13 protein-coding genes and 1 tRNA gene are annotated in these 12819 nt (G+C 29.5%); 10 read left to right on the plus strand and 4 right to left on the minus strand.

Annotated features, from left to right (window positions below; genetic code table 11):
- Window positions 1-213 precede the first annotated feature (213 nt).
- The 5 genes from ACF3NF_RS00305 to ACF3NF_RS00325 all read left to right on the plus strand — a co-directional run bounded on the left by ACF3NF_RS00305 (window position 214) and on the right by ACF3NF_RS00325 (window position 5315).
- Window positions 214-2097: a serine hydrolase domain-containing protein gene (locus ACF3NF_RS00305; RefSeq protein ID WP_394023204.1), complete on the plus strand. Its 1884-nt coding sequence runs from the start codon at window positions 214-216 to the stop codon at window positions 2095-2097.
- Window positions 2098-2106: 9 nt separating this feature from the next.
- On the plus strand, window positions 2107-2790 hold the full coding sequence (locus tag ACF3NF_RS00310) for a response regulator transcription factor (protein ID WP_394023206.1): 684 nt from the start codon (window positions 2107-2109) through the stop codon (window positions 2788-2790).
- Window positions 2780-3727 (plus strand): sensor histidine kinase, encoded by a 948-nt coding sequence (locus ACF3NF_RS00315; RefSeq protein ID WP_394023208.1) that lies wholly within the window; start codon window positions 2780-2782, stop codon window positions 3725-3727. Before ACF3NF_RS00310 ends, ACF3NF_RS00315 begins: the two co-directional genes overlap by 11 nt.
- 348 nt (window positions 3728-4075) lie before the next feature.
- Window positions 4076-5017, plus strand: a complete 942-nt coding sequence (locus ACF3NF_RS00320; RefSeq protein ID WP_394023210.1) for a serine hydrolase domain-containing protein — start codon at window positions 4076-4078, stop codon at window positions 5015-5017.
- Entirely contained in the window at window positions 5007-5315 is a 309-nt protein-coding gene (locus ACF3NF_RS00325) for a DUF4298 domain-containing protein (RefSeq protein WP_394023212.1), read from the plus strand. Before ACF3NF_RS00320 ends, ACF3NF_RS00325 begins: the two co-directional genes overlap by 11 nt.
- A gap of 67 nt (window positions 5316-5382) precedes the next feature.
- Here ACF3NF_RS00325 and ACF3NF_RS00330 read toward each other — a convergent pair.
- Together ACF3NF_RS00330 and ACF3NF_RS00335 are read right to left on the minus strand one after the other, a co-directional pair.
- A tRNA-Lys gene (locus ACF3NF_RS00330) sits at window positions 5383-5458 on the minus strand.
- A gap of 48 nt (window positions 5459-5506) precedes the next feature.
- Window positions 5507-6418, minus strand: coding sequence for a C39 family peptidase (locus tag ACF3NF_RS00335; RefSeq protein WP_394023214.1), 912 nt, complete (start codon window positions 6416-6418; stop codon window positions 5507-5509).
- A gap of 120 nt (window positions 6419-6538) precedes the next feature.
- Between ACF3NF_RS00335 and ACF3NF_RS00340 the strand changes: the two genes are divergently transcribed.
- Window positions 6539-7039, plus strand: a complete 501-nt coding sequence (locus ACF3NF_RS00340) for a QueT transporter family protein (protein ID WP_394023216.1) — start codon at window positions 6539-6541, stop codon at window positions 7037-7039.
- Window positions 7040-7071: 32 nt separating this feature from the next.
- On the opposite strand, the gene ACF3NF_RS00345 is transcribed toward ACF3NF_RS00340, so the two are convergent.
- Together ACF3NF_RS00345 and ACF3NF_RS00350 are read right to left on the minus strand one after the other, a co-directional pair.
- Complete coding sequence (locus ACF3NF_RS00345) at window positions 7072-7347, minus strand: metal-sensing transcriptional repressor (protein WP_394023218.1); 276 nt, start codon at window positions 7345-7347, stop codon at window positions 7072-7074.
- A complete protein-coding gene (locus ACF3NF_RS00350; protein ID WP_394023220.1) occupies window positions 7347-9923 on the minus strand; it encodes a heavy metal translocating P-type ATPase in 2577 nt (858 codons plus the stop codon). Before ACF3NF_RS00350 ends, ACF3NF_RS00345 begins: the two co-directional genes overlap by 1 nt.
- A 97-nt stretch (window positions 9924-10020) precedes the next feature.
- Between ACF3NF_RS00350 and ACF3NF_RS00355 the strand changes: the two genes are divergently transcribed.
- The 4 genes from ACF3NF_RS00355 to ACF3NF_RS00370 all read left to right on the plus strand — a co-directional run bounded on the left by ACF3NF_RS00355 (window position 10021) and on the right by ACF3NF_RS00370 (window position 12772).
- The gene (locus ACF3NF_RS00355) at window positions 10021-10290 is read left to right on the plus strand and encodes an acylphosphatase (RefSeq protein WP_394023222.1); all 270 of its coding nucleotides are present in this window, start codon (window positions 10021-10023) and stop codon (window positions 10288-10290) included.
- A gap of 37 nt (window positions 10291-10327) precedes the next feature.
- A complete protein-coding gene (locus tag ACF3NF_RS00360; RefSeq protein ID WP_394023224.1) occupies window positions 10328-11656 on the plus strand; it encodes a MurT ligase domain-containing protein in 1329 nt (442 codons plus the stop codon).
- Window positions 11653-12312 (plus strand): type 1 glutamine amidotransferase, encoded by a 660-nt coding sequence (locus ACF3NF_RS00365; protein ID WP_262122309.1) that lies wholly within the window; start codon window positions 11653-11655, stop codon window positions 12310-12312. The genes ACF3NF_RS00360 and ACF3NF_RS00365 overlap by 4 nt, the downstream gene beginning before the upstream one ends.
- A 133-nt stretch (window positions 12313-12445) precedes the next feature.
- Window positions 12446-12772: a YerC/YecD family TrpR-related protein gene (locus ACF3NF_RS00370; protein ID WP_262122308.1), complete on the plus strand. Its 327-nt coding sequence runs from the start codon at window positions 12446-12448 to the stop codon at window positions 12770-12772.
- Window positions 12773-12819 lie beyond the last annotated feature (47 nt).

The raw sequence follows: 12819 nt of genomic DNA on the forward strand, positions 1-12819 counted from the left end.
AATTACCAGAGAATGGCTATTAATTATGGTAGCTTTTCCGAAACTTCCCAAAAATCTTCAAATTCATCAACTCTGATAACTTTATAAGTCCAGACTACATTAAGTAATAGAAAAAGTTCATGAATCAAAAAATTAATATTGAGTTAATACTCAGTTTTAGTTTTGTTAATGTCCATATTTTATAATAAATACAAGATTAAAGAGGAGGACATAATGAAAAGGAATATTTGGGTATTTATCATTATAACTTTATTTGTAGTTTTACTAAGTTGTGAAAATAGTTATGCAAAAGAGTTATATAATACAGATGAGGATATTAAAAAGATAGAAGTAAACATAGACAAATATGTAGAAAAATATAAGGAAGGTCTTGTATCATGTCAGATAGCTGTTTTTAATGGAGATAGAATCTCTCTTAAAAAAACTTATGGCTATAAAAACATAGAAAATAAATCTTTAGCAGACTTTGATACAGTCTACGATTGGGGGAGCTCTTCCAAGCTTTTGGTTTGGGTCTCTGTCATGCAGTTGTATGAAGAAGGGAAGATTGATTTAGACGAAGATATAAGAGTTTATCTTCCAGATAAATTTTTAAAAAAGATAAGATATAAAGATGAGAAAATTACCCTTAAAAACCTCATGAGTCATAATGCAGGTTTTCAAGAAAGTTTCTATGAAAACCAGTTAGCAACTGAAGATCAGTTATATAGTAATCTTGAAGAAGCCGTCAAATCGTGCGAGCCATACCAGGCATACCATGTTGGGGAATACACAGCGTATTCAAATTGGGGGACAGCACTTGCTGCATTGATTGTAGAAAATGTGAGCAAGGAAGACTATGTATCATATGTGAATAATCATATTTTCAAACCTCTAAACATGAATCATACCTCAATAGACCCTAAACTTTTAGACAATGACGATGTTAAGGATAAAAGAAATGAGTTACATTGTTATTATAGGGGTGAAAAAATAGAAGACAATCAAGATTTAGGAACAGCACGTTCTTACGTGCAGCTGTACCCTGCAGGTGCCTGTGTAGGTACTTTGCATGATTTTGCAACATTTGGGCAAGCCTTTGTTTCAAAAGAAAATCCATTGTTTAAAAAAGAAGAAACCAGACGTGAAATGTTTGAGCCGACTTCACATTATACAGATAGCAATATAAGTAAAAATTGCCACGGTCTGTGGACTTTAGAATATGGAGTTCAAGTTCTATCGCATGCCGGTAATACTATGGGGTGCTCTTCTAATCTAGTATTCGATCCAATATCGAATACCGGAATGGTAATAATGACCAATGAGCCTGGTGAAACCATATTTAATTATGGATTGCCTAAAGTATTATACGGAAGTATTAAAGATAGTAAAGGAATAGATACTAGTGGTATTTCATCCGATGATATTTCAGGTTTTTATATTCAAAAGAGGAATATATCAGAAGGCATGGGTAAATTTCAGCAGTATTTAGGGGGAATCTTACCTATAAAGAAAGCGGCTAGAGATAAGTATTCACTAAATCTTTTTGGCTTTAGTATAGGCGAGACAAATATTTTCAAAATTGGTAAAAATTCATATCTTATGGATAATGGAAATGGTTTAGAAATGTTTATGCACAAATCAAAAACCAAAGCGAACGATAACAGGCTTGAGATGATGTCTACCGACTACGTTGCCCACAAATCGAATAAATCAATGTTTTTATTCTTATGCCTAGCAATATTATTAGGAATAATAAGCCTAATTCTATTAGTTGGAAAGTTTATCATTTTAATAATTGATAATATAAAGAATAAAATTGTATACTTTAATAAGAACATTACCCTAACACAAGTATTATGGGGTACTATTACGGTTGGTATATTATTTTATTTAGCAAGTGACATGGTGTTCACGCCAAAAAATGCAGTGATAACCGGAATCGTTATTGCAGTAATGGGAATTGTATCATTGCTTAATGGAATTAAGTTGTTTAGGATATCTTCTAATGGAAAATCAAGAAAAGAAAAAATATATTTACTATCTTGGGGATTTATTTCTTCTGTTTTCACCGTATTTGTAATATTATTTAAGTTATACAATTTTTGGAATATATAAGGAGAAAATATGAAAAAAATATTAATAGCTGATGATGAAGTGGATATTGTAAAACTAGTCAGTCTATACTTGGAATCAGATAATTATGAGCTGTTTTGTGCTTATGACGGAAATGAAGCAAAAGAGATTATAGAAAAAAAAGATATCGACCTTGCGATAATAGACATTATGATGCCAAAAATCAACGGATATGAACTCATAAAAAACATTAGAGATAAAAATAATAAGTGTGAAAAATATATTCCTATTATTGTAATTTCGGCCAAAGTTCATCTGAGTGATAGGATTTTAGGACTAGACCTAGGTGCTGATGATTATCTTACAAAGCCTTTTGAGCCTTTAGAATTAGTGGCAAAGGTAAAAGGGGAGTTTAGAAGAAATGAACATAGTTTAAAAAATAATGATAAGCCAAAGATAACTATAGGAGAGATTAGTCTAAATATTCACCAATGTACGCTTGAGAAAAATGGGAATATTATTGACTTGACCAGTAGTGAGTTTAAGGTTCTAAAGCTATTTATGAAAAACCCACGAAGAGTTTTTACAAACGAACAAATTTACGAATATGCTTGGTCAGAGACTTCAGTTGTTGACGACAACACTATCAGGGTAATTATAAGTAAACTCAGATCTAAAATTGGACATGAGCATATTGTGACAATAAGAGGGCTTGGTTATAGATATGAAAAGTGATGAAAATAAATTTGTTAGAAATAAAATAATTAAAGGCTTTATAATAAACATATCAATACTTTGGTTATTAGAAACTTTAGTGGATGAATTGATGAATTGGCTTGATGAATCTTCAAAAGTCATAAGCAACCTTTTAAATATAAGTCAACCTACCTTTATGTACATTACAATAGCTTTCTACCTTGTAATATCTGTATTGCCATTATTTGTAAGTGCCTATATGTTTTATAAATTTACTAACAAAGTTTTAGAAAATGAAAGTAAAAAAAGACTTAATGAACATAATATGATATTTGCAGCTATTGCGCATGATTTAAAAACTCCTATGACTTCTATTCAGGGATTTTCTAGAGCTTTAATGGATGGGAAGATTCCTCAAAAAGATATAAAGCCAACTTACAACTTAATATATAATAAAACTAAATATACAAATGATCTACTTAACACAATGTTTGAGTATTCAAAACTTGGAATAATAGATTATGAATTAAAAAAAGAAGAATTTGATTTAACAATTTTACTAAGAAATTTGATAGCAGAACATTTTGAAGATTTTGAAGATAAAAACATCGATATCGAAGTAAAGATACCAAATTATCCTATACCCGTTATAGCAGATAAAAAAGAGATAAAAAGAGCTATAGAAAATTTAATCATAAATTCTTATACTCATAATAAAAAAGGAAGCAAAGTATATGTTAGTTTATACAACAAAGATAAAAGTTCATTTATTTCTATAGGAGATAATGGAGAAAAAATCCCAAAAGATAAAGATATTTTTAAAGCATTTGTTACATCTAATAAAAATCGTACAGCTGGGAAAGGTACAGGTCTAGGGCTTGTTATTAGTAAAAGAATTGTAGAAAAACATGGAGGTACGATTCAGTTAAAGAATACTATAGGTAAATATAATAAAGAATTTACATTGAAGATATAATTAAAGTTATTTTAAAAAGTCGTTGTTCAAAAGGCTATGTAATAGCAAAAAAAAGAATAAATAATTTTCGATAAATCTCGTCTACTATATTTATGTTGTAAAAATTGGTGATTATAATTTGAGGTATAGAAGTTGAGAAAAAGTATGATTATGCTATTTATGGTATTTTATTTATACAAATTATAATGATATATTATAAGTGAATTTAGATTTAGAGATAATTTAAAATATAAGATATATACTTATGGATATATTTTCATATACGAGGCTTCCTTAAAATAATAAATTTTATCCATACTGATCACTCAAGGCATCTTGAGACTATTGCATTAATAGAAAAGTGAGATAATGATGCAAGAATTAATGAATTTTACAAATCAAATTATAAAAGAAAACAAATCTATGGACTCGTTGATTATATACAAAAATGGTTCTGGCTATATAGTAAATGAAAAAAGTGATGAAAAAATAAATATTAGATCAATTTCTAAGACTATTTTAGCTTTAACTTGTGGAATAATAATCGATGAAGATATAAATTTTGATGAGGAAAGTAAAATATTTTCAATTTTATATGACAAAATTGATATAACTAACAAAAATAATGAAAAATATTTAAAGGAAATCAAAATTAATCATCTGCTAACCCATACGGTAGGGTATAGGGATGTACTATTGATGAGTAGGAATATAAATAAATATGATAAGGATAATTTATTAAACTACCTAATTAATTATCCTATACATTACAAACCAGGAACTTATTTTTTGTATTCAAATGCAAGTTATTATTTATTATCAGCTACATTAGAGGAATATCTGGGATATGAACTGTTTGACTATATAAATAAAAGACTATTTAAACCTTTGGAAATTAAAAATGCAAGGGCTGATATGTATGGAAAGTATCTAGCTGGAGCAACTAAATTTTATTTATCAGCAGAAGATTTATTAAAAATTGGAAAATTAATTTTAAATAAGGGTGTTTATAATGGAAAAAGAATAGTAAGTGAATCATGTATCAATAAAATGATTGCACCTTACTTTAAGAATGAATTAGAAGATAAAAATAAAAGCCTGTCTGAAGATTATTATGGCTATAGCTTGTGGTCATCAAAAAGTGGTGAGGTATTTGCATCAGGCACGGGTGGACAATTAATTGTATTTCTTCAAAAACTAGGTACCATAATAGTAACGACAAATAATGGATCTGAGAACAAAGCTTACAGAATAAAAAATGATGTGGCTATGATTTTAGATATGTTAAATAGGAGATATTATGGATTATAATCATGTAGTTGAAATGACAAAAATTTATGAAGAGCATAAAAAATTAGTGGACAAAACTTGTAACGCCTTGAAAGAGTTTAAAGATCACCAAAAAGAATTAGAAAAGCTAGAAAAATATTATTATAGTGATAAGTTTATGAAAGATTATGATGCATCAAACAAGGGTGAGATTCCTAGCGATATTAACCAAGGTATTTTAACCGAGGATGCAATTTATGATTTACTTGGTGATAATTATTATATGGCTCGCGAAATGCTGGATTTAGCTAACTATATTATACAAGATAAAGAAAAATAGATTGGATTTATCCAGTCTTTTTTTTATGAAATAATACAAAAAAACTGCGGAAAATCCGCAGTTTATATGGTGCACCATCAGAGGTTCGAACTCTGGACACCCTGATTAAGAGTCAGGTGCTCTACCAACTGAGCTAATGGTGCAAAAATAAAATACTACTTTATTATATGCCTCCATAAGCTTTTTGTCAATTAATATATTTGCCACATATGGGCTATTTGATTACTTATTTCATCAAATGTCCAAGGTCTCATAGTATTTTTTATACTATTTGGATCATTTACTATAAATTTACCATTCTTATATGAATCTATCACAAAAATATGACCAAACAAGGTAAAGTATCCTCGATTTACTGATACAATTATAGGTCCTTTTTTTAAGGCTTCGATCATTTCTTTTTCATTTAGATTGATTTCTTTAGTGTTTAACTTATATTTTTCTGCTTCATCTTTAAAGAAGTTCCAAGAAATCCCTTCGTTGGTCATATAATTTTTTGCATCCTTGGAGATTTTATCAGGTGTGATGGTTGGATCGTTTTTTATTCTTGATAAAACCATGGATGTAGAAGTAGGTCCACATCCAGAAATACCTATATTTCTTTGACCTAATTCATCATATGCCCATCTATTATCCCATTGAAGATAGTAAGGGGTTTTTCTACCTAGTTCGATTGATTCACCTGGAGTTTTTGGAAAATCTGTAATATTATGATTCATATTATAAACAAACTCTACAGTATCTGGGTCATTACCAGTTAAATAAGCCTCTACATTTGTTATATTAAAAAAGTTATCATATACCCAATGAGCCTTTGGATCTTGATCAATGTATTTTTCAAGATTTTTTATAATGTCTTCTTTTACATCTGACTTTTCCTTAGGTGTGAAATTCTGATCGATTTTATTTTCATTTTCAATAACAACATCAGATAAAGATTTATTACTATTTTTCAAAAATGTATCTATAGCCAGCTCATTAATTTCAGAGACGATATTCATATTTTCTTGATCAATCAGTCCTTCATTTTTATTTCCAAAACTGCTTGTACAAGAGCTTAATGAAATAAGTAAAACTGGGACTAAAAATAATTGTTTTTTCATACCAATATTTTACTCAATTATAGGACTCATTCAATAAGTTTTGATTTTTATGATAATGTGGTATCATAGCAAGGTAATGTTTCTTGGCACCCATTACGAAAAAAAAATCAAGGAGTAAAAATGAGTCAAAAAAATAGTTTTACAAGCGATACTAACTTATTAGTTAGATCTGCAGTAGTAGCTGCTCTTTATGCAGTACTTACATTAGTTGTCCCTATGCCACAATACGGTCCGATTCAATTTAGATTTTCAGAAATATTGGTATTATTAGCTTTTTATAATAGAAAATATATACCTGGACTAGTATTAGGCTGTGCAATTGCAAATTTATTTAGTCCAATGGCTTGGTTTGATGTTATATTTGGTACCTTATCATCATATATAGCATTTAGACTTATGCAAAAGACAGATAATTTATTTATTGCATCACTATTTCCTGTATTATTAGTATCTGTTCCAGCTTTAGGAACATATTTTTTACTAGATAGTTCAGGTGCTTTCATAACAATTTTATTCTCTTTTATGGCTAGCGAATTTGTTATGGTTAGTATAATAGGGGTTATAATCTTTAAGATACTTGAAAATAATAAAGCATTTATGAGAAAATTAATAGAATTTTAAAAAAGCTCCCAAAAGGGGAGCTTTTTATTTACTCAAATTTTATTTAATTTATTTATTATATCCTCAATTTCAGCTAACTTTTCCTTAGCATCGTTTTGATCATCATTTTCTAATGCTTGGTAAACGCAGTGGCTAAGGTGGGCTGATAATACATCTTTGTTTATATTTTTTAAGATAGAAATTGAGGCCATTAATTGAGTGCTGATATCTATACAATATCTATCATCTTCAACCATTTTTATTAAACCATCTATTTGTCCACGGACGGTTTTTAATTTTCTAATGGTCTTTTCATTGTCAGCGTGCATTATTTGTATTCGATACCGTTAAATTCGTATCCTGCTTCAGTTATTGCTTCTTTGATTTGATCTTCATCTACACTTCCGAAGTATTCAACTGTAGCATTTTTTTCATCTAGATTTACATTTGCATTTTCTACAAATGCTAATTCATTTAGTGCTTTTTCAACATGATTTTTGCAATGTTCACAAGTCATTCCATTAACGTTTACTACCAATTTATTTGTATCTGCCATTTTTTCTTCTCCTTTTATTTCTTTATTATTTGATAGATTTTGATATTCATTGTTTGATGCGTTTTTTTCTACTTCATCTATAGCTTTTTGATTTTTAAACTCTGGTTTAAATCCTCTTAGTCTTAGTGAGTTTAAACATACGAATACAGATGAAAGACTCATTGCAAGGGCTGCAAACATTGGATTTAATGTGATTCCTTTAAATGGATATAAAAGCCCTGCTGCTACTGGGATTAGTATTACATTGTAAAAGAAAGCCCAGAATAAATTTTGCTTAATGGTCTTTATAGTAGATTTTGAAAGTTCAATTGCACTTACTATATCTAGTAGTGAATTTCTCATCAATACAACATCTGCAGAGTCTATAGCAACATCAGTACCATTACCAATGGCCATACCTATATCACTTCTTGCAAGAGCAGGCGCATCATTAATACCATCACCTACCATGGTTACTTTTTTACCCATATCTTGCAATTGTTTTACAACTTTATCTTTATCTTGAGGTAGGACATCAGCAAATTTTTTATCAATACCTAAGTCAAATCTGATTGCTTCTGCTGTTTTTTCGTTATCTCCAGTTACCATAGTTACTTCATAACCTAGATTTTTAAGCTCATCTATAGCAATTTTTGAAGTTGCTTTTGGTAAGTCCTTAGCAGCTATTAGACCAATCAATTGATTTTCATTAGCAAAGTACATAGAAGTCTTACCTTCATTTGCATAAGTATCAGCTATTTCTATATAGTTTTTAAGATCTATATTATTTTCTTTCATTAGTCTTAAATTACCTGCAAGGTATCTTTGACCATTATATGTTGCACTTATTCCTTTACCAGAAATAGCGTTAAAGTCTGATACATTTTCTGAAGCTATATTATTTTCTTCAGCATAGGTAACTATTGCATTACTTAATGGATGTTCAGATGAATTTTCTATAGAAGTTGCAAGTTTTATAAACTCATCATGGTCTATATCAGTTTTTACATCTGTAACTTGAGGTCTACCTTCAGTAATAGTTCCTGTCTTGTCTAGAAGTATTGTATCAACTTTGCTTAAGTTTTCTAAACTTTCTGCACTTTTAAATAATAAACCTAGTTCTGCGGATTTTCCAGTAGAAACCATTATCCCCATCGGTGTAGCTAGACCTAGGGCACATGGACAGGATATAACTAAAACTGAAATCATTAAATTTAATGCAAATTCAAAACTATAGCCTAGTGCCATCCATATTATGAATGTAACAATAGAAATTATAATTACAGCTGGTACAAATATAGCTGAAATTTCATCTGCCATTTTAGCAATTGGAGCCTTGGTTTCGTTTGCTTCATTTACTAGATTTATAATTTGGGCAAGAGTTGTATCTTCTCCAACTTTGGTGGCTTTAAATTTAAATGAACCTTCTTTGTTAATAGTTGCAGTTATTACTTCATCTCCAACACCCTTATTAACAGGAATAGATTCACCAGTTAATGCTGCCTCATCAAGTAGGGAAGAGCCTTCTATAATCTCACCATCCACTGGAATAGAATCTCCAGGTCTAATTAAGATTATATCTCCTTTTTCTATCTCAGAAACATCTACGCTTTTTTCCTTACCATCAACAAGAATTGTTGCTTTTTTTGGTGCTAGATTTATTAAATTTTCTAGGGATGCTTTAGTTTGACCCTTTGATCTAGCTTCAAAATATTTACCAAGAGTTATTAAAGTTAGAATCACAGCAGCAGACTCAAAATAGAGGTTATGCATATATTGATCTATAATTTCTGGTTGGTTAAATCCGAAACCATAGGCCATTCGCATTATAGCAAAAATACCATAAAATGTTGCTGCACTAGCACCAAGAGCTACTAGGGTATCCATGTTTGGAGCCTTATTAAATAATCCTTTAAATCCATTTATAAAAAACTTTCTATTTACTACTAATACTGGAATAGTTAATATAAATTGTATAAAGGCGTTATTTATAGAGCCTTCTCTTCCTTGCATAAAAGAGGGGACTGGCAAACCAATCATAGGTCCCATAGCTATATACAAAAGTGGGATTAAGAAAACCAATGATACTCTTAACCTAAATCTGGTATTACTTTCTTCTTGGTCTTTTTCTTTAGGTTTGTCAGCAGTAGTTGATTTTTCTTTATCTTTTAAGCTAGCTCCATAACCTATTTTTTCTACAGCATGGATGATGTCATCACCGCTTAGTTTATCTTCATCATAATCAACGCTCATAGATTCGTTAATTAGATTTACATTTACCTCATTAACGCCAAGTTTTTCAACTGCTCTTGTAACATTGGCCTGACAAGACGCACACGTCATGCCTGTTACATCAAAGCGTTTTTTCATATTACCTCCTTTGACACCCCTAGGGGGTGGTAATATTATTGAACTACTATAAAATAATTTTTCAAGTAATGGGTAAATTAAGGCTAAGGAGACAAAGATGAAAAGATATGAAATATTATTTAAAGGAAGAGTCCAAGGTGTAGGATTTAGATATACTTCAAAATTGATTGCTGATAAACTAAATCTAACTGGCACAATAGAAAATTTAAATGACGGTAATGTTAAGTGTTTTATACAAGGAAATGATGATAGTATATATAGATTTTTAAATGAGTTAAATAATAATTTATTTATTATAATTGATTCATGCAAAAAAATTGAAAGAGAAGTTATTGAGGAAGAAAAATGTTACAAAATTATTGGCTAGTTATTGATAAGTTAAGTTTTTAAGATATATTAAATTTATGACTATTAAAAATAAATTAACAAAAGAAATAGCAAAAATAGTAAGGTCAGGTTTAAAGCTAACAAAGCACAATGCAACATCCTTACCTGGCTATATTGCATACAAATTAGATAAAAATATTCTAGATGAGTTGTCAAAAAATACCAAATTTATTTTTGTAACTGGGACAAATGGTAAAACAATGACAACCCATTTTTTGGTAAACATATTAAAGCAAAGATACGATAAGGTTTATACTAATGAGTCTGGGTCAAATATGGTCCAAGGAATTATCACTACTTTATTAGATAATCCATCCAATGAAGAAACTATTGCAGTCTTAGAAGTAGATGAAGCAAATTTAGTAAGGATTGGACAAAATATAAAACCTGACTATGTGATATTTACAAATATATTTAGAGATCAGATGGATAGGTTTGGTGAGATATATAATATTTTTGCAAAACTTATGGATGGGATGAAAGTCATGCCAGATGCAAAAATTATTGCAAATGGTGACTTACCAATCTTTAATTATGATCAAATGAAAGATTATAATAGGTCATATTTTGGTATTCGCGATTATCAAAAAGCTAGTGATATCTATGATATGGATGCAGAAATAAACTCTGATGGGATTCTTTGCCCACATTGTAACCATGTTTTAAAGTATAGGTTAAATAATTATTCTTCCTTAGGAGACTATGCTTGTCCAAATTGCGACTTTAAAACCCCATCTATTGATTATTCTATAGATGACATTATAAAGCTAGATGCAAATTACTCTGAGTTTAAGGTGGGAGATGAATTATATCAAGTAAATATAGGTGGTCTGTATAATGTCTATAATGCACTTGCTGCTTTAAGCGCTGCTAAAGAGTTAGGCTTATCTTATGAAGAAATTTATAGGGGACTTTCTAGCCAAAAAAATGTATTTGGCAGACAGGAAAACATAAATATAGATGGGAAAAACGTCACTATCAATCTTGTAAAAAATCCTACAGGATTAAATCAAATTATAGATTTAATATTACTTGAAGAAGAGCCAATAACTTTAATTTGTTTATTAAATGATAACTATGCAGATGGTACAGATGTAAGCTGGATATATGATTCTTATTATGAAAAACTTAGCAATTTAGATATTAAAGACATTTATGTATCAGGAATGAGAAAAAAAGATATGAAAAGACGCTTAGAAATTGCTGAAATCTTTGATGGTAATATTAATGAATTTGACTATGAAAATGAAATTCAAAATGTAATCAAAAATTCTAAAACTAATAATGTATACATCCTATCCACATACACCGCTATGCTTAGATTAAGAGAGGTGCTAGGACTATGAAAAAAATAAAAATCTGCCACCTATACGGAAATTTGTTAAATACTTATGGTGATGTTGGAAATGTGATGGCATATGCACATGAGGCTAGAAAAAATGGATATGAGGTAGAGATAGATACAGTAAGTATTGGTGATTTTTTCGATTGGGAAAAATACAATTTTGTATTTTTTGGAGGTGGCCAAGATTATGAACAAAGAATTGTTCAATCGGATTTGTTAGAAAAAAAAGTTAGTATAAAAAAATACATCGATAACAACGGTGTGTTTCTAGCAATATGTGGTGGTTACCAATTATTAGGACAATATTATTACGATGCATATAATAAAAAAATAAATGGATTAAATATTTTTAATCATTACACTGTTAACCAGGAAAATGGAAAAAGATTTACAGGGCCGGTAAAAATAAAAGATTGCAATTCGGGGAAAATATACGAAGGTTTTGAAAATCACGGAGGTGTGACTTATCTATCAGAAAACCAAAATGCATTTGGAACTGTTATAGACGGAAATGGAAATAATGGAACTGATAAAACTGAAGGATTTAGATATAAAAATACTATTGGAACATACCTTCACGGTCCTTTGCTTGCTAGAAACGAAGAATTATGCAAAGACTTACTCAAACTTTCAATTGAAAATGTAAATGATAATTAGAATCATAAGAAAGTTATTTGCATATATAACAAAACTGGCAAAATATTTTGATAAAAGTATATTTAATTTGTATTTTAGTGTATAATACTAATGTAACTAAAAAAAGATTACTTTTTATATACTCGGGGGAACAATGACAGATTCAAAATTAAAAAATCAACAAACAGATGAATTATTTGAAGCAATCCTGATGCTTAATAGCGTTGAAGATTGCTACGCATTTTTTACAGATATATGTACAGCCAGAGAAATCCAATCTATAGCTCAAAGATTACATGTTGCAAGATTACTAAAAGTAAGAAAAACATACAATGTAATCGAAGAAGAAACAGGAGCGTCAACTGCAACTATTTCAAGAGTAAATAGATCATTAAATTACGGTTCAAATGGCTATGACTTAGTTTTAGATAAACTTATTGAAAAAGATTTAAAAAAACAAAGAGAAGATAAAGAAAAATAAATCTTAATTAAATATCTATGATTTAAAGAGGAGACTTATGTCTACTC

Origin of the sequence: Anaerococcus martiniensis, assembly GCF_043187485.1 — a bacterium.
Classification (GTDB): domain Bacteria; phylum Bacillota; class Clostridia; order Tissierellales; family Peptoniphilaceae; genus Anaerococcus; species Anaerococcus martiniensis.

Excerpts from the sequence above, each read along its gene's own strand:
- ACF3NF_RS00355 (WP_394023222.1), top strand. The coding sequence starts at position 10,021 with ATGAAAAGATATGAAATATTATTTAAAGGAAGAGTCCAAGGTGTAGGA.
- ACF3NF_RS00320 (WP_394023210.1), top strand. The coding sequence starts at position 4,076 with ATGATGCAAGAATTAATGAATTTTACAAATCAAATTATAAAAGAAAAC.
- ACF3NF_RS00305 (WP_394023204.1), top strand. The coding sequence starts at position 214 with ATGAAAAGGAATATTTGGGTATTTATCATTATAACTTTATTTGTAGTT.
- ACF3NF_RS00365 (WP_262122309.1), top strand. The coding sequence starts at position 11,653 with ATGAAAAAAATAAAAATCTGCCACCTATACGGAAATTTGTTAAATACT.
- ACF3NF_RS00345 (WP_394023218.1), bottom strand. The coding sequence starts at position 7,347 with ATGCACGCTGACAATGAAAAGACCATTAGAAAATTAAAAACCGTCCGT.
- ACF3NF_RS00340 (WP_394023216.1), top strand. The coding sequence starts at position 6,539 with ATGAGTCAAAAAAATAGTTTTACAAGCGATACTAACTTATTAGTTAGA.
- ACF3NF_RS00315 (WP_394023208.1), top strand. The coding sequence starts at position 2,780 with ATGAAAAGTGATGAAAATAAATTTGTTAGAAATAAAATAATTAAAGGC.
- ACF3NF_RS00350 (WP_394023220.1), bottom strand. The coding sequence starts at position 9,923 with ATGAAAAAACGCTTTGATGTAACAGGCATGACGTGTGCGTCTTGTCAG.
- ACF3NF_RS00335 (WP_394023214.1), bottom strand. The coding sequence starts at position 6,418 with ATGAAAAAACAATTATTTTTAGTCCCAGTTTTACTTATTTCATTAAGC.
- ACF3NF_RS00360 (WP_394023224.1), top strand. The coding sequence starts at position 10,328 with ATGACTATTAAAAATAAATTAACAAAAGAAATAGCAAAAATAGTAAGG.
- ACF3NF_RS00370 (WP_262122308.1), top strand. The coding sequence starts at position 12,446 with ATGACAGATTCAAAATTAAAAAATCAACAAACAGATGAATTATTTGAA.
- ACF3NF_RS00310 (WP_394023206.1), top strand. The coding sequence starts at position 2,107 with ATGAAAAAAATATTAATAGCTGATGATGAAGTGGATATTGTAAAACTA.
- ACF3NF_RS00325 (WP_394023212.1), top strand. The coding sequence starts at position 5,007 with ATGGATTATAATCATGTAGTTGAAATGACAAAAATTTATGAAGAGCAT.